At 59.5% G+C, this 25,969-nt stretch carries 17 protein-coding genes; 11 read left to right on the forward strand and 6 right to left on the reverse strand.

Translation table 11 applies throughout. From position 1 onward, the window contains the following. Positions 1–76: 76 nt before the first annotated feature. The 4 genes from cobW to IE038_RS02290 are packed head-to-tail and all read left to right on the forward strand — an operon-like array spanning position 77 to position 6,574. Positions 77–1,144, forward strand: a complete 1,068-nt coding sequence (cobW, locus tag IE038_RS02275; protein WP_163933798.1) for a cobalamin biosynthesis protein CobW — start codon at positions 77–79, stop codon at positions 1,142–1,144. A gap of 3 nt (positions 1,145–1,147) precedes the next feature. Continuing rightward, on the forward strand, positions 1,148–4,909 hold the full coding sequence (cobN, locus tag IE038_RS02280; protein WP_189395044.1) for a cobaltochelatase subunit CobN: 3,762 nt from the start codon (positions 1,148–1,150) through the stop codon (positions 4,907–4,909). Between the two features lies 1 nt (position 4,910). After that, the gene (locus IE038_RS02285) at positions 4,911–5,909 is read left to right on the forward strand and encodes a magnesium chelatase ATPase subunit I (protein WP_163933801.1); all 999 of its coding nucleotides are present in this window, start codon (positions 4,911–4,913) and stop codon (positions 5,907–5,909) included. Continuing rightward, positions 5,834–6,574: a vWA domain-containing protein gene (locus IE038_RS02290; protein WP_163933804.1), complete on the forward strand. Its 741-nt coding sequence runs from the start codon at positions 5,834–5,836 to the stop codon at positions 6,572–6,574. The genes IE038_RS02285 and IE038_RS02290 overlap by 76 nt, the downstream gene beginning before the upstream one ends. Before the next feature lie 117 nt (positions 6,575–6,691). Here IE038_RS02290 and IE038_RS02295 read toward each other — a convergent pair whose 3' ends face one another. Next, positions 6,692–6,958, reverse strand: a complete 267-nt coding sequence (locus IE038_RS02295; RefSeq protein ID WP_163933806.1) for a hypothetical protein — start codon at positions 6,956–6,958, stop codon at positions 6,692–6,694. A 311-nt stretch (positions 6,959–7,269) separates the two neighbouring features. On the opposite strand from IE038_RS02295, the gene IE038_RS02300 reads away from it, so the two are divergent. After that, a complete protein-coding gene (locus IE038_RS02300; protein WP_163933809.1) occupies positions 7,270–8,595 on the forward strand; it encodes a sigma-54 dependent transcriptional regulator in 1,326 nt (441 codons plus the stop codon). A gap of 58 nt (positions 8,596–8,653) precedes the next feature. On the opposite strand, the gene IE038_RS02305 is transcribed toward IE038_RS02300, so the two are convergent. After that, positions 8,654–9,331 (reverse strand): flavin reductase family protein, encoded by a 678-nt coding sequence (locus IE038_RS02305; RefSeq protein ID WP_229775586.1) that lies wholly within the window; start codon positions 9,329–9,331, stop codon positions 8,654–8,656. A gap of 121 nt (positions 9,332–9,452) precedes the next feature. On the opposite strand from IE038_RS02305, the gene IE038_RS02310 reads away from it, so the two are divergent. Genes IE038_RS02310 through IE038_RS02320 form a run of 3 tightly spaced genes read left to right on the forward strand, consistent with a single transcriptional unit; the run spans position 9,453 to position 14,723 of the window. Continuing rightward, positions 9,453–10,121 (forward strand): dienelactone hydrolase family protein, encoded by a 669-nt coding sequence (locus IE038_RS02310; RefSeq protein WP_189395045.1) that lies wholly within the window; start codon positions 9,453–9,455, stop codon positions 10,119–10,121. Between the two features lie 51 nt (positions 10,122–10,172). Next, the gene (polX, locus tag IE038_RS02315; RefSeq protein ID WP_189395046.1) at positions 10,173–11,969 is read left to right on the forward strand and encodes a DNA polymerase/3'-5' exonuclease PolX; all 1,797 of its coding nucleotides are present in this window, start codon (positions 10,173–10,175) and stop codon (positions 11,967–11,969) included. A 42-nt stretch (positions 11,970–12,011) separates the two neighbouring features. Then, the gene (locus tag IE038_RS02320) at positions 12,012–14,723 is read left to right on the forward strand and encodes a cation-translocating P-type ATPase (RefSeq protein ID WP_189395047.1); all 2,712 of its coding nucleotides are present in this window, start codon (positions 12,012–12,014) and stop codon (positions 14,721–14,723) included. Between the two features lie 49 nt (positions 14,724–14,772). On the opposite strand, the gene IE038_RS02325 is transcribed toward IE038_RS02320, so the two are convergent. After that, on the reverse strand, positions 14,773–15,870 hold the full coding sequence (locus IE038_RS02325; RefSeq protein WP_189395048.1) for a site-specific integrase: 1,098 nt from the start codon (positions 15,868–15,870) through the stop codon (positions 14,773–14,775). 78 nt (positions 15,871–15,948) lie between these two features. Here IE038_RS02325 and IE038_RS02330 point away from each other — a divergent pair, with 78 nt between their 5' ends. Next, positions 15,949–16,923 carry a DNA-binding protein gene (locus tag IE038_RS02330; protein ID WP_163938954.1) on the forward strand — a complete coding sequence of 325 codons (975 nt, stop codon included), beginning with the start codon at positions 15,949–15,951 and terminating at the stop codon, positions 16,921–16,923. 73 nt (positions 16,924–16,996) lie between these two features. Here IE038_RS02330 and IE038_RS02335 read toward each other — a convergent pair whose 3' ends face one another. The 3 genes from IE038_RS02335 to IE038_RS02345 are packed head-to-tail and all read right to left on the reverse strand — an operon-like array spanning position 16,997 to position 24,531. Further along, the gene (locus IE038_RS02335) at positions 16,997–18,388 is read right to left on the reverse strand and encodes a DUF1552 domain-containing protein (protein WP_163938952.1); all 1,392 of its coding nucleotides are present in this window, start codon (positions 18,386–18,388) and stop codon (positions 16,997–16,999) included. A 2-nt stretch (positions 18,389–18,390) separates the two neighbouring features. Next, on the reverse strand, positions 18,391–22,629 hold the full coding sequence (locus IE038_RS02340; RefSeq protein WP_189395049.1) for a DUF1592 domain-containing protein: 4,239 nt from the start codon (positions 22,627–22,629) through the stop codon (positions 18,391–18,393). 39 nt (positions 22,630–22,668) lie between these two features. Next, positions 22,669–24,531 carry a M12 family metallo-peptidase gene (locus tag IE038_RS02345; RefSeq protein WP_163938119.1) on the reverse strand — a complete coding sequence of 621 codons (1,863 nt, stop codon included), beginning with the start codon at positions 24,529–24,531 and terminating at the stop codon, positions 22,669–22,671. Between the two features lie 308 nt (positions 24,532–24,839). Between IE038_RS02345 and IE038_RS02350 the strand changes: the two genes are divergently transcribed. Both IE038_RS02350 and IE038_RS02355 read left to right on the forward strand, forming a co-directional pair. After that, positions 24,840–25,445: an SCO family protein gene (locus tag IE038_RS02350; protein ID WP_163938116.1), complete on the forward strand. Its 606-nt coding sequence runs from the start codon at positions 24,840–24,842 to the stop codon at positions 25,443–25,445. Continuing rightward, positions 25,439–25,969: a copper chaperone PCu(A)C gene (locus IE038_RS02355; RefSeq protein ID WP_163938113.1), complete on the forward strand. Its 531-nt coding sequence runs from the start codon at positions 25,439–25,441 to the stop codon at positions 25,967–25,969. Before IE038_RS02350 ends, IE038_RS02355 begins: the two co-directional genes overlap by 7 nt.

Consider the following 25,969-nt stretch of genomic DNA (forward strand, 5'->3'; position numbering starts at 1 on the left):
GTAGCGAACGCGCACGGGCACATTGCGCCCGTAGTTTTCGTCGTGCCCGCCCGCCATTGCTGCCAAGGGCAACGACATGAAAACACTGGCAAAACTCCCCGTCACCATCGTTACCGGCTTCCTCGGCTCGGGCAAGACCACCCTGTTGCGGCATATGCTCGACAATGCCCAGGGTCGCCGTATTGCAGTCATCGTCAATGAATTTGGCGAGCTGGGCATCGACGGCGAGATTCTCAAGCAATGCAGCATCGGCTGCACCGAAGAAGAGGCCAATGGCCGGGTATACGAACTGGCCAACGGCTGCCTGTGTTGCACGGTGCAGGAAGAGTTCTTCCCGGTCATGCGCGAACTGGTAGCGCGTCGCGGCGATCTGGATCATATCCTCATCGAGACCAGTGGCCTGGCCCTGCCAAAGCCGTTGGTACAGGCCTTCCAGTGGCCGGAAATCCGTAACGCCTGCACGGTTGATGCTGTTATTACCGTGGTCGACAGCCCAGCCGTGGCTGCCGGTACGTTTGCGGCGTACCCGGACCAGGTGGATGCCCAGCGTAAACTGGACCCGAACCTTGACCACGAGTCGCCGCTGCATGAGCTGTTCGCCGACCAGTTGGCCAGTGCCGACCTGGTGGTATTGAACAAGGCTGATCTGATCGAGGCGCATGCCTTGGCGGCAGTACGCGCGGAAGTGGCTGAAGAGCTGCCGCCAGCGGTCAAGGTCGTCGAAGCCAGCAGCGGCCGTCTGCCGCTTGAGGTATTGCTGGGGTTGAGCGCCGAGTCGGAAGCGCACATCGACGGTCGTCGTACGCACCATGACAGCCATCACGACGGTGAAGACCATGATGATCATGATCACGATGCGTTCGACTCCATCTCGATCGAGCTGCCTGAAGCCGACGAAAGCCTCCTGCTGGATGCCTTGACCCAACTGGTCGTGCGTCACGGCATCCTCCGCGCAAAAGGCTTTGCCGCCATCCCGGGCAAGCCGATGCGCCTGCTGATTCAGGGCGTGGGCACGCGCTTCGACAAGCACTTCGATCGTGCCTGGCGCACCGACGAGCCACGCAGTACTCGCCTGGTGCTGATCGGTCAGGCGCTCGACGCCCAGCGCCTGGAAGCGGAACTGCGTACCGCGTTGGGCGCCTGATCCATGCACCTGCTGCGGACCCAGCCCGGCGGTTTTGTGCCGGATGACAGTATTGCCGATCTCGGCCAGACACCCGCCGAACTGGTCATTCTCTGCAGCGGTGATTCACATCTGGCACTGCTGGCCGAAACGGCCCGGCAGTTGCCGGAGGATTATCCCAGCCTGCGCTTGGCCAACCCGATGCAAGTGCAGAACCATGCGTCGGTAGATCTGTACGTCGACCAGGTGCTGCGTCACGCCAAAGTCATCCTGGTGTCGCTGCACGGAGGCATCGGATACTGGCGCTATGGTGTAGAGCAATTGGTCGCCCTGACGGCTCAAGGGGTTCAGTTGATTCTGGTTCCGGGCGATGACCGCCCAGACCCGGAGTTAACCCGCCTCGGTAACGTGCCGGCGCCAGAGGCAGAGCGTCTCTGGCACTTTTTGCGGCAGGGCGGCAAAGCCAATGCACTGAACCTCTTCAAATGCATGGCCAGTCAGTGGCTCGGGCGTGACTACGCCTGGGATGCACCGCAGCAACTGCCGCGCACGGTGGTGTATCACCCTCGGCGTGAAGCGGCCGTGCTGGAAGACTGGTTCGGCGACTGGGTGTCCAGCCAGCCGGTGATTCCGATTCTGTTCTATCGCTCGCACCTGCAAGCGGCCAATACTGCGTTTATCGATGTCTTCTGCGAGCGTATTCAGGCCGCGGGGCTTAACCCTTTGCCCATCGCAGTGGCCAGCCTCAAGGAAGCCGAGTGTCTGGCACAGGTTGAGGTATGGCTGGATCAGGTTGAAGCGGCGCTGATCATCAATACCACCGGCTTTGCCCAGTCCAGCCCGCAAAAGCCGCACCTGCGGCCATTTCGTCGTGATATTCCAGTGCTGCAGGCCATTTGTGCCCAAGACAACGAACCCGGCTGGCAGGCCAGTGAACAGGGTTTGGGGGCGCGAGACCTGGCGATGCATATCGCCTTGCCGGAACTCGATGGACGCATCATTACCCGCCCGATCAGTTTCAAAGACCTGGCCTGGCGCAGCGAGCGCAGCCAGTCGGATGTTGTCTGTTACCGCGCGCAACCGGAACGCATGGACTTCGTCGCCGAACTGGCGCGCCGGTGGTGTGAGCTGGCGCAGTTGCCCAATGCCCAGAAGCGTATCGCTCTGGTGCTTGCCAACTATCCAACCCGGGATGGGCGAATCGGCAACGGCGTTGGGCTCGACACCCCGGCCGCCGCCCTGAACATTCTGCGTGCCTTGCACGGGCAGGGGTACCCGGTGGGCGCCTTGCCTGACACCGGCACGGCATTGATCCAGGCCCTGCTCGGGGGTGTCAGCAACGATCTGGATAGCCTCGATCAACGCCCTTGTGCGCAAAGCATGGCCTTGGAGGACTACCACGCCGCCTTCGCTGCCTTGCCGCAGGCCAATCAGGATGCCGTCAGGGCGCGCTGGGGTGAACCGGAACAGGACCCAATGTTCCGCAGTGGGCGCATGATGATTGCAGGCCTGCGTTTTGGCCTGACGTTCGTTGGCATTCAGCCTGCTCGTGGCTATCAACTGGACCCCAGTGCGGTGTATCACGACCCGGATCTGGTGCCTCCTCACGGTTATCTGGCGTTCTACTTCTGGCTGCGCCATGGCTTTGCTGTCGACGCGCTGGTTCACGTCGGCAAACACGGCAATCTGGAATGGTTGCCCGGCAAAGGCGTAGGGCTCTCGGCGCAGTGCTGGCCCGACGCACTGCTCGGGCCTTTGCCAAACCTCTATCCGTTCATCGTCAACGACCCGGGCGAAGGCGCCCAGGCCAAGCGCCGGACGCAGGCGGTGATCATCGACCACCTGATGCCGCCACTGACCCGTGCGGAAACCTACGGCCCGTTGCGTAATCTGGAATTGCTGGCTGACGAATATTACGAGGCTCAACTGCTCGACCCGCGCCGGGCCAGAGAACTGCAGCGCGATATCCTTGCGCTGGTTCGTGACAACCATATCGACCGCGAACTGCAGTTGGAAAACAGCCTGGACGACGCCGCCGTCTGGTTGCCAAAGCTGGATACCTACCTGTGCGACCTCAAGGAGTCGCAGATACGCGACGGCCTGCATGTGTTCGGTGAATCGCCCCAAGGACGTCTGCGCCTGGACACGTTGCAAGCACTGCTGCGAGTAGAACGTGGCGATGGCCGAGGTCAGCATGCCAGCTTGCCCAGGGCCTTGGCCAAGGCGTTTGCCCTGGGCGTCGATCCACTGGATTGTGATTTGGGCGCAACCTGGCAAGGTCCGCGGCCACAGCCACTCAACGAAGTCAGTACAGACCCGTGGCGTACAGCAGGTGACACCCGCGAGCGGCTGGAACTGTATGCGCTGTATTTGATCGAGCAGGCGTTAGCGGGCGTGACCAAGCTCCCGGAAGCGCAAACCTGGGATGATGTTCGGGCGATTCTGCGGGCATTGGTCGATACCGTCGCGCCACAACTGGATGCCTGCGGCCCGGCAGAAATGCAGGGCCTGCTCGATGCGCTGGAGGGTCGATTCGTACCTGCCGGTCCGAGTGGCGCGCCCAGCCGCGGGCGACTGGACGTACTGCCGACAGGCCGTAACTTCTATACCGTCGACGTGCGCAACCTGCCAACCACAACCGCTTGGCGTCTGGGGTTTGCCTCGGCCAACCTGATCCTCGAACGCCACCTGCAGGATCATGGCGACCACCTGCGCCAGCTTGGGTTGTCGGTATGGGGCACAGCGACCATGCGTACCGGCGGTGACGACATTGCCCAAGCCATGGCGCTGATGGGTGTCAGGCCGGTGTGGGCCAGCGGCAGTCAGCGGGTCGATGATTTCGAGATTCTGCCGCTGAGCCTGCTGGACCGACCTCGGGTCGATGTGACCTTGCGGGTCTCGGGCTTTTTCCGGGATGCCTTCGGCAACCTGATCAAGCTCTTCGATGCGGCGGTGCAAGCGGTTGCGTCGCTGGACGAGCCGGACGACCTCAACCCATTGGCCGCACGCGTGCGAGCCGAACAGGCGGAACTGCTGGTCAGTGGCGTCGAGCCGGAACAGGCTCGGCGTCAGGCAGGGTGGCGGGTGTTCGGAGCCAAGCCGGGGTCCTATGGTGCTGGTGTGCAAAACGCCATCGATGGCCGGCAGTGGAGCCGTCGCGAGGATCTGGCAGAGGTTTACCTGAATTACGGTGGTTACGCCTATGGCGGTGCAGACGACGGTACTCCGGCCCGAGGCCATTTCGCCCAACGCCTGAGCCAGGTTCAGGCTGTGCTGCAGAATCAGGACAACCACGAACACGACGTGCTCGACTCCAATGATTACTACCAGTTCCAGGGCGGAATGCTGGCTGCCGCGGAAAGCCTCGGCGGCGAATCGGTGGCCAGCTACCATGGCGATCACAGTCAACCGGAACGTCCGCGTATTCGCACCCTGAAAGAAGAGCTTAACCGCGTCATCCGCGCCAGGGCACTGAACCCCAAATGGATCGATGGGGTTAAACGGCATGGCTACAAAGGTGCTTTCGAGTTGGCCGCGACCGTCGATAACCTGTTTGCCTTTGACGCAACCACGCACCTGATCGACGATCACCATTATCAGGCGTTGGCCGACGCTTATGTATTGGATGGCGAGACCCGGGATTTTATTCGTCAGCACAATCCCGATGCCTTGCGCGACATCACCGAGCGCTTGCTGGAAGCCCAGCAACGAGGCCTCTGGGAAACTCCAGGAGCCTATAAAGAGGCCCTTGAAGAACAGCTGCTGGACGGTGAAGAAGAGAACTGAAATGACTGAAACCGCACATTTTCCGCTGGCTGCCGTGGTGGGTGCCGATGACCTGAAACTGGCATTGTGCCTGACCGCCATCGATCCGAAGATCGGCGGTGTACTGATCGAAGGGCCGCGAGGCATGGCCAAGAGTACCCTGGCCCGTGGCTTGGCCGACCTGCTCGGTGAAGGGCCGTTCGTGACCTTGCCCTTGGGAGCAACGGAGGAGCGACTGGTGGGTACGCTTGATCTGGATGTGGCGCTGGGGCAAGGCCGTGCGCAGTTCTCGCCGGGGGTTCTGGCCAAAGCCGACGGTGGGGTGCTCTATGTGGATGAGGTCAACCTGCTGGCCGACCATCTGGTTGACCTGTTGTTGGACGTCGCCGCCAGCGGCACCAACCGCATCGAGCGCGATGGCATTTCTCACCGGCACAGCGCGCGCTTTGTGCTGATAGGCACCATGAACCCGGAGGAGGGCGAGCTGCGCCCGCAACTGCTCGACCGCTTCGGCCTGAATGTGGCCCTGGAGGGGCAGCCGCTCCCGGAAGCGCGTGGACACATTATCCGTAGGCGCCTGGCGTTTGATAGTGACCCTGTAGCGTTCTGTGCGCAGTGGGAAGAGGCGCAGGCGGCATTAAGGCGACGTTGCCATGAGGCGCGCGAGCGCTTGCCTGGCATTGCCTTGGATGATCAGGCTCTGGCACAGATTACCGAGCGCTGCTTTGCCGCGGGCGTGGATGGACTGCGGGCGGATCTGGTCTGGTTGCGCGCGGCACGGGCCCATGCGGCCTGGCGCGGTGCCCAGCATATCAGCGAAGGCGATATCGACGCGGTGGCAGAGTTTGCATTGCGCCATCGTCGTAACACGGCAGCCGAGCCGCCTCAGTCTCAATCGCCCACGTCGGCAGGCAGCAGCCAGACGCAGGCGCAGGCCGAAGGGCAGTGGGGGGCATTGCCACCCCAGGCAGTGGCTACTGGCGCTCGCCGCGAGGTACCGAGCTGGCCAAAAAAGCCCTGAGCATCCGCCCAGCCACCGCTAACGTGGCGGATGCAAGGCCACATGCGGGGCGGTTGAGGCAGGGCGAACGCGGAACAGCCGTTGCCAGCAAACATGGCCGTGTCGCCTGGCCGGCCACACTACTCAAAGGGCGCCCACGGCAACGCCGCGACTTATGCTGGATCCAGCGTACGGCCTCACCCCATGAGTTGTGGCTGGTGATTGTCGATGCCTCGGCGTCAACCCGCCGTCACAAGGCGTTGAGCCAGGCGAAGGGCGTGTTGGCCGAATTGTTCGATCAGGCCTACCGGCAACGGGCACGCTTGGCACTGTTGACAGCCAGCGGTGACGAGCCGCGTTGGCAGCGCCAGGGCTTAAAGGCATCCTCAGCGTTCGGCCCTTGGCTGGAAGCACTGGGCGCCGGCGGCGGTACACCTCTGTTGGCGGCCCTCGAGCAGGCCAGGCAGTGGTTGCTGCAGCGGGCCAAGCGTTATCCGGCTGAACAGCAGCGTTGCCTGATACTGACCGACGGGCGGCTTGGCGCCTGGCCAGCGTTGCAGGCACTCCCTTGCAGCAGTCTGTTGATCGACATGGAAATGGCGCCACTACGTCTGGGCCGCGCTCGTTTGATGGCAGAACAACTACAGGCCGAGTATCGCCACATCGAACAGTTCAAACTGTTGTAGGGCCATTACTTAAGTGATGGCTGATACGGCAATTTGATATCGCCGTTCAATAAAGACGTCATAAACCTCAGTATGAAAGTGCGTCAAAAAGACGCACTTTCATATCGGTCGCACTACTCACTCGGGCATTGTCCAGGGTTGTAGGTTGTACCCTTTCTCGCTCAATTCAGCCCGCACCTCTTCAATGAAATGCGCCAGTTGCTCCGGGTCGGAATAGGTGCTGCTCGGGACTTGCTTGCTGCCGATACGGGTGCTGGTACGGTCGATCACCGCCAGGCTCAGCTCGCCTGTACCGTTAGGTGAATCCCACGTTACGCATTGGAAGGGTTCAAACGCGTGGGTGGTAATAAGCAGTGCTTCGTTGACACGCAGCGAGGCGTTCATCGGGTCAGGTCCTCTAGTAATACCCAAACATTCATGGAAGCCGCATTGGCGGTGAGTTACTTGTACTGATGCTCGCAGGGCGTGTTCGAGTCACACCACACATTAAAAAAATAGAAGCTTCGCGCTCACGTCTTCTTGACCTGGAAGTTTTGATGTCAAACGGCATGGAAAATTCCCGGGGCGGTTTTCCGGCAGCCCCTTGACGGACAGACGGTAGTGGGAACTTGATGGTTCGTTGCTACTGTTACAAGCGGACCTGCCAACATGCTGTTTTCACTAACTTTCCTAATAATTGGCGTCAAGGATAGTTCATGCTCGAGCCTGTTCAGAGTCGCCGCCTGCTCATCGTTGACCCCTGCGATGACTGCCATCGCCTATTGCCCGGATTGCGCAGCGTGGGTTGGGATGTCAATAGCTGCACCTTGGCGGCCGCAACTGAACAACGTTGCGATGTGGGCTTGCTGCGCTTGCAAGCTTCACACCTACAACACCCGGATGCGGTAAAGGACTTGATCAGCCGCAGCGGTACCGAATGGATTGCAGTGCTGAGCGCCGAGGAGTTACGTGCGCAGAATGTGGGTGATTTTGTCTGTGAATGGTTTTTCGACTTTCACACCCTGCCGTTCGACGTTTCCCGGGTGCAGGTCACCTTGGGTCGTGCTTTTGGCATGGCACGTTTGCGCGGCAAGGGCCCGGTACATGTGGACGAATCCGAGCACGAGTTACTGGGTGACAGCCAGCCGATTCGTGAGCTGCGCAAGTTGCTCAGCAAGCTTGCCCCTACGGAGTCACCGGTACTGATTCGCGGCGAAAGCGGCACCGGCAAGGAACTGGTTGCACGCACGCTGCATCGCCTGTCGCAGCGCCGGGACAACCCCTTTGTTGCGATCAACTGCGGCGCCATTCCGGAGCACCTGATTCAGTCAGAGCTGTTTGGTCACGAAAAAGGCGCGTTTACAGGTGCCCATCAACGCAAGGTCGGTCGAATCGAGGCGGCCAACACCGGTACATTGTTTCTTGATGAGATCGGCGATCTGCCGTTGGAGTTGCAGGCCAACCTGTTGCGCTTCCTTCAGGAGAAACATATTGAGAGGGTCGGCGGCAGTCAGCCTATTGCGGTGGATGTGCGGGTGCTGGCGGCGACTCACGTGGATCTCGAATCGGCGATCACCCGTGGACGGTTTCGTGAAGACCTGTATTACCGGCTTAATGTGCTGCAGGTCGTGACGGCGCCGCTGCGTGACCGCCATGGCGACCTGTCGATGCTGGCCAACCATTTTTCTCATTTCTACAGCCAGGAAACCGGACGTCGCCCGCGGTCATTCAGTGACGACGCCCTCGCGGCAATGGGTAGGCATGACTGGCCGGGAAATGTCCGTGAGCTGGCCAACCGAGTACGTCGAGGCCTGGTGCTGGCCGAAGGGCGACAGATCGAAGCACAGGACCTGGGCTTGCAAGGGGCAGCGTTCGAAGTGACGCCAATCGGCACACTGGAGGACTACAAGCATCGCGCTGAGCGTCAGGCGCTGTGTGATGTGCTCAACCGACACAGCGATAACCTGAGTGTTGCGGCACGAGTGCTTGGCGTTTCCCGCCCGACCTTCTACCGGCTGCTGCATAAGCATCAGATTCGCTAGCATGTGCGTGGCACGGCCGCAAACACGGAACTCCGTAGCCACTCGTCATGTACGGATGCTAGACACCCTCTGGGATCTTCGACTGCATCATTTTTCTTCTATTCAACTTACGTCCATCGATCACGAACGTGCCGTCCCCTACGGCATGAATCGTTCGTTTCTCTTTTCGGGCGCTATCAACGTACGCCGCGATGCCTTCAAGGACCACAATATTGTGCTTCTGGATGATATCGATCACTTTGCACTCTATGTTTGCCAGGCACTCCTTGATCAAAGGTGCCCGGACATGCTTGCCGTCAACGGGCGTTAGCCCGAACGTTGCAAACTTGTCCGTGTCGACGCCTGAACACGTTCCAACCCCAACGACCTGATCGATCATGTCCACGGTGGGGATTGATATCGTGCATTCCCGGGTGTCGCGAAGAGCGGTGTACGAGTAATTCCAGGGCCCGGTCGTTATGGCAAATACCGGAGTGAAGTCCATCACCATGGTCCACGAGAGGGTCATTACGTTGTTCTTCTCGCCATTATTTGTGGTGACCAACACCACTGGGCCGGGCTCCATCAACGTGAAGGCTTTACCGATGTCTATTTCTCGCATCATCAGGTGCTCCCGATTCTCCCGTTTCAGCCGGAACAGTGGCCAATCAGCGGGGCGTTGGGTTGCGGGCGGAGCGCGATGACGATGCTGGCGCTCCAGGTTGCCTTGCGGCGCAATGGGTTTGATATAGATCAAGCCCGGTAAGGCTTCAAGGGACGATTCTGGACAACAGTGGGTGATGATGCACGGTTAATGGTGTTCCACACTGGGCAACCGCCGATGCCTGGTACGAGGGTTACACTTCAGGAGCCTTCCGATGCTTGAGCCTCGTTATCAAAAAATGGCGTTGGATGATGTGGAGCTATCAGCCGATTTGCGTTTGCCGAACAACGCTGTTGGCCTGGTGGTCTTCGTTCATGGTAGCGGCAGTAGTCGGCAAAGCCCGCGAAATCAAAGCGTGGCGGCGTACTTGTCCAGGCGCGGTTTGGCTACCTTACTGTTCGACCTGCTTACAGAGCCGGAGCAGCGGCTGGACAACCTCACCCGGGAGCTACGTTTTGATATCCCCTTGCTTTCCCGGCGCCTGGTTCAGGTCATTGACTGGATTGGCCGGAATGCTGAACTGCAATCGTTGCGGATAGGGTTGTTTGGTGCGAGCACCGGTGCGGCGGCGGCACTCCTGGCTGCTGCAGAGCGCCCGGAGGTCATTCATGCGGTAGTCAGCCGGGGAGGGCGAACCGACCTTGCCGAAGCTGCCCTGCCTCGAGTCAAGGCTCCTACGTTGCAAGTCGTCGGTGCGCTGGACCCGGTGGTGCTCAAGCTGAACGACCAAAGCAGTCAGGCCCTGCAGTGCGAGCAACGCCTGGAGGTGGTGGCGGGCGCCACGCATCTTTTCGAGGAGGCAGGTGCGCTTGAGGACGTCGCCAGGCTCGCGGGTGACTGGTTCGAGCAGTATCTCACCAAGTCCTCTCCCAACAGAACCTGACGGTGATGATGCCGACTGCAGCATCAACCTCTATCGGGCCAGGATTGCGCTATGAAGCTTACGGCGGTGCCTCTTCAGGATCTCTCACCCGAATCACGATCTTCACCCGCCAGGGTGACGCAGGTGATCGGTAATCATCAGATCGCCGCGATTTTTGATGATATCGCCGATCTTTTGGAGATCGAGGACGCCAACCCTTTCCGAATCCGGGCTTACCGCAATGCGGCGCGGACGCTAAGGGCTTCTACCGTGGTGGTGTCGGAACTGGTTGCGCGGGGTGAACCTCTGCCCAAACTCAGCGGTATTGGGGCTGATCTCTCTGGCAAAATCCACGAAATTGCAACGACCGGCGATTGCGCGTTGCACCAACGGCTGCGAACGACATTACCCGCAGGCTTGGTCGAGCTGCTTTCCATTGCAGACCTGGGGTCCAAGCGAGTCAAACACCTGTACCACGATCTCGGTATCGAAACCATTGAGCAGCTTTGCCAGGCCGCCAAACAAGGGCGCATCCGCCAACTGGCTGGTTTTGGCGAAAAAATGGAAGCTCGATTGCTGCGTGCCGCACAGAAGGGGATCGGTAGGGAGCACCGTTTGCCATTGGCTGTTGTTGCTCCGCTGGCGCAAGGACTGGCCGAGTACCTCAAACAACTCCCGGGCGTCGCATCAGCCACGGTTGCCGGAAGCTTGCGACGCATGCGCGACACCGTTGGTGATATTGATATTCTCGTCGCCGCAGCGCACTCGGTGGGCGTCGTGGCACACCTCATCAAGCACCCTGACATTGCGACCGTGCTTGCAAAGGGGCGCACACGCGCCAGCGTCATGCTGCGCTCAGGTATGCAAGTGGATCTGCGCGTGGTTGATCCAGCGGTCTACGGCGCTGCACTGGTGTATTTCACGGGTAGCAAGGCACATAACATCGCGATTCGGCAGCGGGCTCAAAAACAAGGTTTGAAACTCAGTGAGTACGGTGTATTCAGGGCAAAAAAATGCCTGGCCAGCGCGACTGAAGACGCCGTTTACCACGCGCTGGGGCTGCCTTGGATAGTGCCTGAGCTGCGCGAGGATCGTGGTGAAATTGCTGCGGCACTAGCCGGTTGCCTGCCCACGTTGATTGAACTGGGCGACCTTAAAGGTGACTTGCATGCCCATACCCGTGCTTCAGATGGCAGTAACAGCCTGGAGGAGATGGCATTGGCTGCGCAGGAGGCCGGGCTGGAGTACCTGGCAATTACTGAGCATTCAAGGTCTCTCAGAATCGCGAAGGGGCTGGATGTCGACAGGTTGCTCAAGCACATTGACCAGATTGATCTGATCAATGCCGGCTTGCGGGGCATCACGCTCCTCAAGGGGGTGGAAGTTGAGATTCTCGAAGACGGTAGCCTGGATCTACCGGACGATATTCTGCGGCGTCTTGACCTGGTGGTAGGCGCAATACACAGTCATTTCGGCCTGACACTGCGTCAACAAACCCAGCGCCTGTTAAGGGCCATGGACCACCGCTATTTCACCCTTCTGGCACACCCGCTATGCCGGCTGATCAATGAGCGCGAACCCCTGGACCTGGACTTGCCCGCAATTATCAAGGCAGCCAGGCAACGTAATTGCTGCCTTGAGCTGAACGCTCAGCCGCAGCGTATGGACCTGTTCGATCTCCAGTGCCGGTACGCCATGGATGAAGGTGTGCTCATCTGCATCAACTCGGACGCGCACCGTACCGCCGACTTCGGCTATTTGCGTTACGGCGTCGCTCAAGCGCGAAGAGCCTGGCTAGGGAAGCAGAATGTCCTCAATACTCGATCGCTAACGGACCTGAGGACGTTTCTGAGCTCATCTGGCGGTTAGTTAATCGCGAAAACCTGTTTTTTTGCCACTACTGGCGCGCACATGAACATTCATCAGCAGTCAGTCGCCGATGTTTTGGCCAGTGTTCACACCACGGCCCAGGGATTGTCCTCTGAAGAGGCCAGGCGACGCTTGCAGCAGTTCGGACCCAACCGCGTTGCACCGGCCAAGCGCCGCAATAGGCTCTGGGCATTTCTTGCCGAGTTTGTGCAGCTGTTTTCCATCGTGCTCTGGATTGCTGCACTGCTGGTCTTTGTGGTCGAGTGGCAAATGCCGGGGCAAGGGATGGGGCGCCTTGGCGTCGCCATTGTTGTGGTGATCATTGTCAGCGGCCTGTTTTCATACTGGCAGGAGTACCGCATTGAGAAGGCGATGGGGGCCTTGAACAAACTGCTGCCGCAACGGGTGCAGGTTCAGCGTGATGGGTCTGTTCAAGCGATTGCCATTGACGAGCTGGTCCCAGGGGACCTGATGCTGCTGAGCGAGGGCGATAGTGTTCCAGCCGATGGCCGACTGATCGAAGCCAGTGGTATGCGCGTGAACAACGCCACCGTTACCGGCGAGTCCTCCGCTGAGGCCCGGGATGCCGCTGCCTGCCAGAGCGTAGACCGGCTACATGCCCGAAATATCGTGCTGGCAGGCACTTCGATCGTCTCCGGTAAAGGCATCGCGGTTGTGTTTGCTACTGGGATACAGACCGAGTTCGGCCGGATTGCCCATCTGACCGAGGTCAGTGGTGACGAAATCTCGCCATTGCGCCTACAGATCATTCGCCTGAGCCGCAGCATTCTGGCGCTTTCACTGGGTATCAGCGTGCTGTTTTTCTGGCTGGGCAGCTTGTTTGGCGTTCCATTCCGGGAGGACTTCATTTTTGCCATCGGCCTGATTGTGGCGATGGTGCCCGAAGGACTTTTACCCACATTGACGCTCGCGTTGGTGCTGGCCGCCCAGCGCATGGCTCGCCACCAGGTTCTGATTCGACACTTGCCCTGCGTTGAGGCGTTGGGCTCCGTGACGGTCATTTGTACCGACAAGACCGGGACGCTGACCCAAAACAATATGACAGTACACACCGTGTGGCTCGACGGGCAGGAATACCCGGACGTGTACCAAGACATGCCATCGGCATTGTGTACGGCGAATTTGCCGTTCTTCTGGGTGGCCGGACTGTGCCACAAATTGCATCTTATCGCGCAGGGCGAGGCACTGACCTGCTGTGGCGACCCCATGGAGCAGGCGCTGGTTCAATTTGCCAGGCCACACATTGCCCCGTGGAGTGGACTGCCGCGTATCAGTGAGTTGCCTTTCGACGCCACGCGTATGTGCATGTCTGTGGTCTATGACTTCCCTGAGGGGCGTGTGTTGCTGTGCAAAGGGGCATTGGAAAAAGTCCTGCCACGTTGCGAGTCGACCTGGCATCTACAGCGAGCAGAGCCACTTTCTTCCGAGCACCGGGCGCAAATCCTGGCATCGCAAGAGCGTATGGCTGACCGCGGCCTGCGCGTGCTGGCCCTGGCCTGGCGTTGGCTGGCCCCAGGCCAGGAACCCTCCGAGCAAGGCTTGATACTGGCAGGGCTGGCAGGTCTGCAGGACCCTCCCAGGCCGCAGGTGCCAGCGGCGATAATGGCCTGCCAGCAAGCCGGCATCAAAACCATCATGGTCACGGGCGATAACCCGCATACGGCTGTCGCCATCGCACGGCAGATAGGTCTGGTAACCATCGCGACACCACTGGTACTGAATGGCGAGCAGATCGAGAACCTGTCGCACACCCAGTTGCTGTTGGAACTCGATGCACCACAAATCATCTGTGCACGGATCTCGGCGGATCAAAAATTGCGCATTGTTTCTGCACTGAAGCGCAAGGGCGAGATCGTTGCCGTGACCGGCGATGGTGTTAACGATGCGCCGGCACTCAAGAGTGCCCATGTCGGGATTGCCATGGGGCTGTCGGGCACCGATGTCGCGAGGGAAGCCGCAGACATGGTGCTGCTGGACGACAACTTTGCAAGCATCGTGCACGCCATCACCCAAGGGCGAGCCATTTTCGACAATATCCGCAAATTCCTGACCTATATTCTGGCCCACAACATGGCCGAGTTGATTCCCTATCTGTGTTTTGTGCTCGTCAGGGTTCCCTTGGCGATAACGCCCCTGCAAATGCTGGCCATCGATATGGGAACTGACTCATTGACGGCGCTGGGGCTGGGCGTCGAGCGCCCAGATCCGGACATTATGCGCAGGCCGCCGCGTCCTCCCAAGCAACGGCTGTTCAACCTGGCCTTGGCGTTACGGGGGTATCTGGTACTGGGGCTCATTGAAGCGCTCGGTACAATGGCTGCGTTCTTTTTTGTGCTGACCCGGGAAGGGTGGATCTGGGGGCAGACGCTGGCGTCCAGTGATCCGCTCTATATCCAGGGGACGACAGCCAGCCTGGTGGCTATCGTTGTTTTGCAGATCGTCAATGTCTTCATGTGCCGCAGTGCAACCCGGTCTTGCCTGGAAACCGGTCTGCTGGGCAATCGCCTGATCATCTGGGGCGTACTTTTGGAGATCCTGCTGATTCTGGTCTTTGCCTACACCTCTTGGGGAAATGAGTTGCTGGGAACCTCGCCTGTTTCCTGGCAGGTATGGGCCTTGTTGATACCCTTCGCACTGGCCTTGGTGTTGCTGGAGGAGTACCGCAAGCATCGAAGTCGCCGTCGATGGCCGGAAAAGGCAGGGCCCGCCGCTGATCCTCCCAGCCAGCGATAAGCGTTGCGTGCTCATGTCCGTGCAGGGGCCTGCTCGTTGATCACTGCGGTTACTGCTCAGGGCCATCGTCGTCCAGTAGCTGAGTGGCGCGGCTGCCCAGCAACGAACCTGCCTGGAAATAGCCCATTACCGTGCTGACACTGCGGTGCTCGGTCATGGCCATCACTTCACCCAACGGCACCCCCTGGCGACCGGCCTCTGTGACGAAGCCCGATCGCAGGCTATGGGCGGCCCAGTCTCCTGCAAGCCCGGCCATTTGGGCGCGACGCTGGACGATCCTGGCAACCTGGTCCGCGCATAGCCCAGTGGTACCCACCTTGCCGCCTTTGTACAGACGCCGGAACAGCGGTCCGTCGTGTGCGGGTGCAGCAGTCAGCCAGGCTTCCAGCGCGTGTGCCGCCGGCCCGCGAAGTGGTTTCTCGCGGCGGATTCCACCGGTGTCGGTCTTGGTCGCACCGAGGGCGTAGAGCCACGTGTCGGCATCCAGTCGGCGCACATCACCCACTTGCAGGCTTACCACCTCGGAACGGCGGCGGCCACCACCGCTCCACGCCAGCAGGAGAAGTGCCCGGTCACGCAGACCCCGTACCCCGTCATTGCACGTGGCGAGCATGGCCTGCAGGGGTTCGAGCACCGCTGCGGTCTTTTTACGTACGTTGGCGCCCTGGCGGGTCTGGGCCTTACGTGCTTCGCGCATCAGGGTTTTCAGCGCTGGCGCCTCGGTCGGGCTGTCCCATCCGCGCAGGCTGTGCCACTTCCCCAGCACCGCCAGGCGATGGCTGACCGTGTTGTAAGCCAATGGCCCAAGCCTGGCCTTGACGCGCGCGCTTACCAAGGCGACATCCAGTGCCGGCGGTAGCAGGTGGGTCCAGCGCCCCTCGTCCACTGGCCGGGCCAGGTGATCAAGCACGAACTGTACGGCGATGGTGGGCGGCAATGCGGTGTCGCCCAGCGCCAGGCCATAGCGCAGTTGCAGCCAGGCGGACCAGTAGGCGAGGGCACTGCGGTAGCTCCGTACCGTGTTGGCCGCTGTGCCCGCGGCGATGAACGCCGCCGCTGCTTCCTGCGCACTCAGTGCCAGGCAATGGGGGTCTTGGGCGGTTTCATCAATCGGGTACAACTGATCTGTAATATTTATTACGTGCAACGTATTATTATTCCAGTATGTAAAAAATAACGTCGGATAACATTTTATTATCATACCTAATTGCAAAGGGAGCAGGTGATGGCTATCGGCGTACCGGAAACGGACGTATTTGCCGCCGCAGACGCGGTGCTGGAACGCGGTGAGCGGCCAACGGTGGAACGTGTACGTCTGGAACTTGGCCGTGGCAGCCCGGCACGGATCGGTGCATTGCTTGATCAGTGGTGGGATCGCCTGGCTGAACGTTTGCGCGGTGAAACCCGCTTGCCGGCATTACCGGCCGAGGTATCCCAGGCGTTCGTGGCTGTCTGGCAACAGGCGACCTTGCTTGCGCACGGTGTGGCGGAGCAGGGTTTGAGTGAGCAGCGCAACGTGCTGGAAGCAGAGCGAGAGCGGGTTGCCCGCGTGGAGGACCAGGCGCGCCTGGACGCAGCGCAATTTCGTCAACAGGCTGCGTGTGCAGAGGCTGCGCGGGACGTCGCAGAAACGCGCCTGGCTGATCTGGAATTGTTGCTGGAGCAACGCCAGGCGCAAATTGAGGACCTGCACACGCGGAGCACCACATTACTGAATGAGCGTGCCGAGGCCTTGATGGAGGTACAAACCCTGCGCAAAGAGCTGCAGTCAGCACAACGTCAAGCGGAGCAGGAGCGTAAAGCCCAGGATGCCTATGTTCGCGGCGTGGAGGATCGTGCACATCGTGAAGTCGACCGCGTGCGTGAAGAGCACAAGGCGATGACAGCCCAGTTAAAGCAACTTGGTAAACGCACGGAGCAATTGCAACAGCGTTGGGAAGCCGCTTTAGCGCAGCTCAACGATGCGCAGCAGCAATCTGCGGCAAGACAGGCGATCGCAGACCTGGCCGAAAAGCAAATGCAGCATCTGCAAGGGCGGCTGGAACGTGCCCAAACCGAGCTAAACGAAGTGCAGCAACGGGCCGTTGCATACCAGACTCGGGCGGAAAGCGTGGAGACCCAACTCGAACAGCTGCGGCTGGTGACCAAGCCCGAACGCAAAAGGAGCAGTCAACGGAGCACCGCAGCGAAAAAACAATGAGTAGACACTTAGCGGGACGTGCGTGCGGCCGATCATCCTGCCTGGATCGGCCGCACAAACACCTGCCAATACGCTAGCCTCCGCTCACGACGTTGGTGAAAATGCCATTGATCGGTGACACATTGCCGCCATAGGGCACACTGGCACCGGCGGCTTGAGCGATGCTGGCCCATACCCGCTGCATGCTCACGTAGTTGCCCAGCCAGTCACTGTGGTCACCCTGCGTTCGGACATCGAAAAATCGCCCCTTACCGTCCCCGCTTTTCAGTAAGCCCGATGCGCCGCCCATCAGTACCAAGGGCATATTGCGCGTGTGCTCTGGCGCACCGTCGGCCATCTCGCTGGTGAGTACGACCAGGGTGTGCTTGAGCAGGTTATCGGCAGGAACATCAGGGTCAGCGTGTTTTGCCAGTTCATCCATGAACAGCTTGGCCTGGCGCACATACCACTGCCGAGAACCTCTCCAGACCTCCTCACCGCCGTAACGGTGCGCACAGTCGTGCGGGTTGGTCGTTGAGCTCACATCGAGTATGTTCAACGACTCGGCCGAGCGGCCTACCTGGACGGTGGCAATCCGTGTGACGCCACAGGAGAGGGCCGTAGCAACGACTTTGTGATGACTCGCCTGAACCTGATTGCGGAAGGCTGCAGAACTGATCGGATGGTCTTCAAGGCTGAGTGGTTCGCACACTGCGGGTATGGCGTCATCCATATCAGCCTTGACTTGCTCCACCGCGTCGAGGTGGTCCTTGAGCTTTTGCAGTTGCGAGCCGGAGAGTCGCGCCTGGATCTCTCTGACATCGGCCAGCACGGGGTCAAACACATGGGCTCCACGTGCCTGGCTGTCCCGGGCTTCCCGGCTGACAGCGCCGAACACTGCTTCGTACATCCGTACCGGGTTTTGGTGGGGGGCCCTCATCCCTTGTGCGGACCACGACACATACCATGGGGTGCCATCGGTGCCCGCATGTGGCCCAGCGAACAGACTGCGGTGCGAGGGTTGGGTGCCCGGTAGGGCATCCCCCAAAATGATGTCAATCGAGGGCTTGCTCGCCTGATTGTCGCGTAGCGCATAGTTCCATCCATTGTGGCCACCATTGCCTGGGCCGAGGATGAACCCTCGCACGTACAGCGACTGGTCTCGGTAAGCCGCCAACTCCTGGCTGACCGCATTGAGCGCGAAATCACTGGTATCCAGTGTGAAGTCACGGTTTTTCAGGTCGAGGCCACGGGTGCTGTTGCCGGCAGGGGTGGGAAACCACAACCCGTTCCCATTGTGCTCCGCGCCACTGTAGGAATCGACGGCCAATCCGTCGGGGACGATGAAAAACACCACCTTGAGCTTGGCCTGCTGGGATTCCCCCAATAGGGCCATTTTTGCCAGACCGACGCGGCTTAAAGGCAGCAGCGCGCCGGTGGCAGCCAGTTGCATCAAGAAACGACGGCGACTTTTGAACATGTCCATGATTAATCCCGTCCTTTTTTATGGAGAAAGGCGTTGGAGGTGGCCAGATTGCGAATCATCCCTGTCAGCGAGCCGGACGTTTTCAAACCATCGGACAGCGCTTTGACAGTACCGGCCGTGCCTGCATCAGGCTCGTTACCGAACGCGAAGCGGAAATAGCTATCGGCCATACAGGATTGGGCAACGTTATTGGTGGGAATGAGCCTGGCGATGTCACGAACATCCTGGACATGCGCCCACTCGGTATAGCCGGTGTTGTCGACGAAGGGACCGGCAGCATTGATCGGCAACTGCACCGGGAATTGCCCGTAGTTGTAGGCGTTTTCATGGGTACGGTAACGTCCGGTCGCGTCGTAGTGCTCCATGGCTGCGCCGGTGTCGTTCATGTATTGGTGGCACTGCCAGCAGCGGCCCTGCGAGGCTTCCTTGCCATTGACCATGTCCCACCGTTCACGTGTGCTGACCGCCCTTGATGGAAACTCCGGTTCGCCGGGCATCGTATCGACCGGGGCGCCGAATTCGCGGCAGAACAGCTGCTCGCGGACCATGATCCCCCGCTTGACCAGGGACGTGGCTTGATAGTCCGATGTTGCCGCCTGGGTCAGACCCAAGTGCAACAGACCACCACGACGGTTGTCGACTGTCACCTTGCGCATGTCGGTGCCACTGATACCAGCAATACCGTAGTGCTCGGCCAGCGCCTGGTTCAGGTAGGTAAAGCCGGGGTTGAACAAGGCATTGAAGCTGCCATCGCCGTTGGTCAGCACATCACGTACCAGGCGGTATTGCTCGGCCGTCATGTCCTGAATAAGGCTGGAACTCAAGCCTGGCTTTTCCTGGGCGCCACGATTGGTCTTGATGTAGTAGCTGATAAAACGGTTGAACTGCTCCACGCCCCGATCAGACCGCAGCATGTGATCCACCTGCGCACCGATCTGCTCAGGCGTACTCAATTGCCCCTGTTCAGCCTTGCGCAGAAGCGCAATGTCCGGCGTGGTACCAAGGATCGCGAACGACAATGCGGTCGCCAGCTCATCCGGTGTCAGCGTATAGGTACCGGAGCGTTGCGCATCGGCACTGCCCAGTTCAGAGCGATAGAGGAAGTTTGGTGACAGCAGCATCGCGGCGATGAGCGATGTCTGACCATGTTCATCCTTCACGCGCTGATAGCGGCTGCGCTCCTCGCTCGAAAGAACCCGGCGAAACACCTTATGGCCCAGATCAGCCACCGTCTCGGTGTTCGCAGCGGCAGCATTGGCGACGAACCAGGCCATGTCGTAGAGCGCTTTCACATTGTCGGCCTGCAAGACGCCATAGTCGGCATCGCCCGGATACTTGAAGGTTTTAGGCGATTTGTCAGCCGGCAGCTTCTCGGGGTTGATCGTGACGCCAAGTAGATCCTGAACACTGTTGGCGTACTCTGTTGGCGTCAGCAGCCGCAGTTGGCGGGTGCCATAGGACTCTTGCGGGTTCAGGTAGGGCGCCCAGACCACATCGAACAAGTGTCGGGAGATTTCCGATGCGCATGTCGCGTCGCAGTGCCCACTGACCGGCATACTCATGATCTGCTTTATCAGTGCATCACTGCCGGCATTGCTCCAGGTAATCGCCTTGTTCTGATCATTGAAGTAGTCGATGGAGTGGCAGGTGCTACAGGTTTTGGTCAATACCTCTTGCCCAAGATCAGTGACGGTGCGGTAGTTGATCGCTGTCAGTTCAACATCGCTGCTTTCTTCATTGATCAGCAAGGTGGCTTTCGAAGGTTCCGGCAGCGCCCTTGGATAGTAGGGATAGATGAAGTCATATTCCCCGTAGTTAAGGATTTCCTTGGCTTCACCGCCCCATGGCACCCGAACCTCACGGGGTGTTGCACCCGTGTTCTTGCTGAGTACGGTCACTTTCCAGAACTCATCATTGACCGATGCAGGCTTGGCAGGCGCCTTGAGGGTCGCTTCGACTTCAACGTGCGTTGGGCGTTTGCGGTACTCCAGTTTTACCGCACGCGTCTGGCTATCAATCCTGGTACTGGGTTGGGCACTGCTGTTGAACGTAAACGTCGATCTGCGCGTGACAGGAATCCAATCAGCGACATCGTTCAATTGCACCGTGTACGTGCCTGGTTTCAAGCCATAGATCTGCAAGTCAGGGCTGCCCCAAGCGACCTGGAACATACGATTCCGCCCATCGGGGTCGATCAACGTACCGCTGACCATCTGATCGGCCACGTGGGTATCTGGCACAGCAGTAGGTTGAAGGTGCAGCACCGTACCAGCCTGCATCCACTCCTTGGCGTCGAAAGAGACGCGATAGATGACACCGACCACATCGTCTGATACCAGCAAGCTCTTGTCTGCCAGTTCAAGGAAGTCGGCAGGGCGCCCGACGCATTTGTCTGTCAGGCAATAAACATCAATGCTGTCGGCGGATTTTCCCCAACCATTGATCAGGGGGATCTGGTTGACAACCTTGCTATCGTTCTGGATGCCCAGCATGCGAATTTCCATCCCGGGCTCGCTCATCGACCCCGTGCCATGGACAGCAACCAGCAGGTGCTGCAGGCCATAACCGAATATCGGATCAGGCTTCCAGAACTTCAAACCCAGCGGTGCCGTGTTAGCCCCCATCTCATAGGCCGGCGGGCTGTAGTCACTCTGATTGATCTGGGCAAGTGGCTTGTCGGAAATGATCGCGCCATTTGTGAGTGGCGGTGTGATCGACTCCGGTCTGTTGAACTCATCGGCGGTAAAACCGGGCGTACTGCGACCAAACATGTAAGGAACGCCAAAGTGCTCACCCGAAGTGGCAATTCGATTGATTTCATCCGCGTTGGGGAAGCCCTGGCGGTTGTTATCGCTGAACCAGATCTTGCCGTCACTGGGGTTCCAGTCGAAACCGACAGCGTTGCGTACGCCTTTGGCGAGTATTTCTGACTCGCCCGTTTCGATGTTGTACCGCAACACTGTCCCATAACGTGGATCGGCTGGAATCATGCACAGGTTGCAGGGGATGCCGACAGCGGTATAAAGCCACTTGTCAGCAGGGTCGAGAGGGTTGAATTTCAATGGATGTTTTTGATGCCAGTAGCGATACACCCCATCGCCCAGCGGTGCTGGCGTGTCATCTGCAGGGAAGGTAAGCACCCGCTCAGGCTTGGGGTCCGCATACGTAGTGTCGATATTGCGTACGCGATAGAGTCCGCCAGTCGTGGCGTAAAACAAGTCGCCATCGCGGTACACCACGCCATGGGGTTCTTCTAGCCCGGAGGCGACGATATAGATCCCTGTCGGTTTGCCCTCCGCGTTCAATGGCAATGCATAGATGAAGCTGGCAATGCGCCCTTCATAGACATAGCTGGGAATGGCGCTGGAGCCGACATACAGCACCTGCTTGCCCATTGCCATTTGCCGCGGTTGCGACAGCCCCTGGGCAAACACCTCAACCTTGACACCGGGAAGCCCATGTAACTGGCTGATATCGAGAGGACGGCGGTACTTGACCGCAAACTGTTGTTTCTCACCGTTCTCTTCGGTGAACCTGACCTGGTTGGGGGTCGTCAGCGGCAGGTAGCCCTGCGCCGAATCCATTATCAGGTCGTAGTTACAGGCTTTCAGGCCCTCGATGGTGATGGTGGTATTCGATTTTCCGGTGATCGGCAACGATTCGCCCTTACAGCGCAGCACGCCGGTGACCTCGGCATCGCCACCGGGCCCGACGCCCGCGGTAGTGGCTTTGTAGGGAACGTCGCCGGTAACGGTGGCAAAGCTCAGTTCAAGTTTGTTGCCGGTCGGAGCAGCGTTGCATTCCCCCAGGTCTTTCCAGGCATCACCCCAGTTTGCAGATTGGCCGGGGGCATAAGACGGTTGGTTGCACCACGCCCAACTGCCGACGCCGTAGGGGGCTTCATTGTCCTTCCAGCATTCAAACGCGTGGCCAACATTCGTCACCCAGCTTCCTTGGTTGTATTTCAGGTCTTTGCCAGCTTTGGCGCTGTCTGGTTTGCCGTGTCCCTTTACGGCATCAAGCGCGTATTGTTCGGCCTTGCAGGCTTCAGCACTCGCCTGCTTGCCCGGCTCGAATTGGCTCGAAGAAGGGCGCAGCAGGACCTTGCCGGTTTTATCGGGCGTTGTTTTGTCCTGCGCCTGAACCTCCGTCGAAACGGCGGTACTGCACAGCGCTGTCAGCAGAAACAACAGGTAGGGCGCGCGAAGGAGATGTCGCGCGGGTGCACAGGAAGTAGCCATAGCAGTAACCTCGCTGCATTCATACCAAGAGGAAATGACCTAGCCTTTGATTGCCGAACACGGGCCCAGCAAGCGCCAGACCTGACTGCCTGGGGCAGGGGCTGTGCCCTTGACCCATTGTTTTGCCGCGTAACGTTGGCCCTGGTAATGCACTTCATTCGGCACTGCGTAGTAACGCAGGGCACTCCATGGCACCGGAATGGTACTGACCAGGCTCCAGGCGTCGTTGTTGGACGGAGCGGCTGTCCCTGTGGCCCAGGACGCAACCCATACCGCGTGCTGAGCACTGACTTTGACGCCCGCGGGGTAATCCTTGGCTTCCCAAGGCGTTACGTGTTCGGCCTCGGGGTCTCGGTAGTCACAACCTGAAGGTGCAGCACTTATGGTCACCGTCTGTTCGGCAGAGGTCACATGCTGTCCCACGCTGTCGCTGGCGCGGGCGCTCAACCGGTAGACGCCTGCGGCCACGTTGTTCCAGGCAAAGGTGTACGGCGGCTCGCTGTCTTGCCCGATCACGTCACTGCCACGCAGAAACTCCACAAGCCGAATCGTCGCGTTACCGCTGGCAGTAGCGTTGGCACTCAATTGCACCGTTGCAGGTTCCACTGTGCCGCCGGTGACGGACACGCTGACATGCGGCAGCCCGGGACTGGGGTCAAGAGGTGGGTAGTAGGCCGCGACGATGGGGGCCGCGTCGCGCAGGACGCGGGCGTTGTCTTGCTTGTCTGCCGACCCGAGCGGCAACCCCTGATAACGCATCTCGGCGTTCGACCAGTAGTTCACCCGATTGCAGCGCTGGCTGGCGTCGCCTGGGCACTCATAGGCCATCACGCTGCGCCAGTGCCCAGGCCAGCGAACACCATGGGCATAGACAGGCGTGACAGGGGCGCTGTATTGATCCGGGTCGTGCCGTGCACCGAAATTGTGACCCAGTTCGTGTGCGAAGGTATGGTTACTCAGGCATTTCGGATCGACGATGCTGACACCAGCATCCTTGTTCAGTGCGGTGTAGGCCAACCCACACACGTCAGGTATTACAGTGAGCAAGCTGAGCAGATCGGCACGGCTAGCCTCGCGTTGCTGCCGTGCAGGCTTCCCCAGTTGAGGGTCGTTGCTGTTACGTAGCTGTGCAAGCACCTCGGTGCCGTTTGCAGACCCCGACTCCGTCCAGTCGATCCGTTGCACCCCTGCGTTCTCGAGTCGCACATTGATCTGACTGTTTTCCAGCCCGGTGTTGGCCATGACCAGTGCATTGGCGACGCTGGCGTCCATGTCCGGCATGAGCTCGAATGCCTTGTTGGAGACCAGCGTCAGTACGCGAATCACAACCGGTGTTGTGTGGGTGGCAGGTGCGGTGTGCGTTGCTGACTGTGCTGGTGTTTTGGCGGAAGCCGTTTCGACGACCTCATCCTTCCCCTCGGGAAACTTTGACGCGTCGACCTTGATGACCGCGTGCCGTCCATCACCCAGCGGTTCAATACGATACAACTGGCCATCGGCTTTCACCACGCCCACCAAGTGCGCACCGTGCCGGGTCAGGAATGCCGTGTTTTGGTCATCGGGTGCCTGGGTCTGTGCGGTCCCCGTGACACCTTGCCATGTCAGGATGCCGTCAGCCTGGGCATCGACTCGTGTCTTGTGAAACACCTTGGAGACACCACGCTCCAGATCCAGTTGCAGATCCTGGCGCGTGGCTGCGACAAGCTCGCCCTGTACCTGAACCAGTAATATCGAAAGGGTCGTACGCTCGCTGGCAAGGTGCCGGAGGAGGGCGTTGTTGCTGCTCCGCATCTGCTGTAGCGACTCCTCCTCCAGCGCCTTCAATGGTCGCTCAACCGCATGAGCGAGGAGGCTGACGCTGAGCGCAAGAACAGCTACACCTGATTTCAACAGTCGAGTCATTTCACCACTCCTTCCCTGTTCACGGATGGGGTGAAATTAGGCGCTACGTGATGTGACCGTCTACTGACAGAAATACCAGGGTAGGGGCCTCACCTGGCTATCCCGATGCGGAGGGACGATGTGCCTGATTCAGACACTAACCTTTCAACTGCGACAGCATGTCACAGCCTGGAGCGGGCCTACGACTGAGGTCGGGCGACGGACTGCTGGAACCGCTGGCCGTTCGCATGACAGAATATGTAATTGCATAACGTTTGTTGAAGGACGCCACTCCCAGGACTGGTACCTTCCCGACAGGATGGTAATACATGACTGATTTACTGACCCGACGTCAGGTTGTCGCCGGGATCAGCCTGCTGGGCCTGGGTGCCCTCGTAGGTTGTGATAGCTCAGGTAGTTTGTCGTTCAAGCACGGCAAAGACATGAGCAATCAGATCCTCGGGCGCTCGTTCAAGCTGAAAGACCCTCAAGGCAACGAAATTACCCTGTCGAGCTTCCGTGGCTCGATGCCCATGGTGTTCTTTGGCTTTACCCAATGCCCGGCGGTTTGCCCGACTACGCTGGCACGTGCAGTGCAAATCAAGAAACTGATGGGTAAGGATGCCGATTTTCTTCAGGTGATCTTCATTACGCTGGACCCTGAGCGTGACACGCCAGAAGTGCTCGACGCCTATGTAAAAGCCTTCGACCCTTCGTTCGTGGCGCTGTCCGGCACGCTGGAAGAGACCGCCCAGACCGCCAAGGAATTTGGTGTGTTCTACGAGAAGATCCCCAGCGGCGACACCTACACGTTGTCCCATACTGCAACCAGCTATGTCTATGATTCCCGAGGCGTGTTACGTCTTGGCCTGTCGCATTCCCTGTCGGCAAAGGAGTGCGCAGAGGACCTGCTCACTGTTATGGAGGTATGTTAATGCGCTCGACATTCGCCAATGCGATGGTAGCCAAACCGCTCAACCGCGCCCTCGCACTGCTGATGCTGCTCGGGGCGGCCCTGCCTGTTGCCGCGCAAACGGTCGTTGACGACGCGTGGGTGCGGGCCACCGTACCTCATCAAGCCTCAACCGGGGCCTTCATGAAAGTGACGGCCTCCAGCGACAGCACGTTACTGCGCGTTGAATCCCCAGCGGCCAAGACGGTGCAGATCCACCAGTCACAGATGAAAAACGATGTGATGAGCATGCAGCCCGTTTCATCGATAGCATTGCCTGCTGGAAAGACCGTGATGCTGGAACCTGCCAGCTACCATGTGATGCTGATTGACCTGGTCAAGCAGGTCAAGGAAGGCGATGAGGTGCCACTGACGCTGGTGGTGGAAGATGCCAAGGGCCAGCAGGAACGTATCAATGTCGTGGCCCCGGCACGTGCGTTGAACATGCCGGACCATGATCACATGCCTGATCACGCGCACATGTCCGGTCACATGCACATGGAGTGA

Source organism: Pseudomonas laurentiana, assembly GCF_014648275.1.
GTDB classification, from domain to species: Bacteria; Pseudomonadota; Gammaproteobacteria; order Pseudomonadales; family Pseudomonadaceae; genus Aquipseudomonas; species Aquipseudomonas laurentiana.

What these genes read in the sequence shown, in the direction of transcription:
- cobW (WP_163933798.1), top strand. Translation starts at nt 77, where the DNA reads ATGAAAACACTGGCAAAACTCCCCGTCACCATCGTTACCGGCTTCCTC.
- cobN (WP_189395044.1), top strand. Translation starts at nt 1,148, where the DNA reads ATGCACCTGCTGCGGACCCAGCCCGGCGGTTTTGTGCCGGATGACAGT.
- IE038_RS02285 (WP_163933801.1), top strand. Translation starts at nt 4,911, where the DNA reads ATGACTGAAACCGCACATTTTCCGCTGGCTGCCGTGGTGGGTGCCGAT.
- IE038_RS02295 (WP_163933806.1), bottom strand. Translation starts at nt 6,958, where the DNA reads ATGAACGCCTCGCTGCGTGTCAACGAAGCACTGCTTATTACCACCCAC.
- IE038_RS02300 (WP_163933809.1), top strand. Translation starts at nt 7,270, where the DNA reads ATGCTCGAGCCTGTTCAGAGTCGCCGCCTGCTCATCGTTGACCCCTGC.
- IE038_RS02310 (WP_189395045.1), top strand. Translation starts at nt 9,453, where the DNA reads ATGCTTGAGCCTCGTTATCAAAAAATGGCGTTGGATGATGTGGAGCTA.
- polX (WP_189395046.1), top strand. Translation starts at nt 10,173, where the DNA reads ATGAAGCTTACGGCGGTGCCTCTTCAGGATCTCTCACCCGAATCACGA.
- IE038_RS02320 (WP_189395047.1), top strand. Translation starts at nt 12,012, where the DNA reads ATGAACATTCATCAGCAGTCAGTCGCCGATGTTTTGGCCAGTGTTCAC.
- IE038_RS02330 (WP_163938954.1), top strand. Translation starts at nt 15,949, where the DNA reads ATGGCTATCGGCGTACCGGAAACGGACGTATTTGCCGCCGCAGACGCG.
- IE038_RS02335 (WP_163938952.1), bottom strand. Translation starts at nt 18,388, where the DNA reads ATGGACATGTTCAAAAGTCGCCGTCGTTTCTTGATGCAACTGGCTGCC.
- IE038_RS02340 (WP_189395049.1), bottom strand. Translation starts at nt 22,629, where the DNA reads ATGGCTACTTCCTGTGCACCCGCGCGACATCTCCTTCGCGCGCCCTAC.
- IE038_RS02345 (WP_163938119.1), bottom strand. Translation starts at nt 24,531, where the DNA reads ATGACTCGACTGTTGAAATCAGGTGTAGCTGTTCTTGCGCTCAGCGTC.
- IE038_RS02350 (WP_163938116.1), top strand. Translation starts at nt 24,840, where the DNA reads ATGACTGATTTACTGACCCGACGTCAGGTTGTCGCCGGGATCAGCCTG.
- IE038_RS02355 (WP_163938113.1), top strand. Translation starts at nt 25,439, where the DNA reads ATGTTAATGCGCTCGACATTCGCCAATGCGATGGTAGCCAAACCGCTC.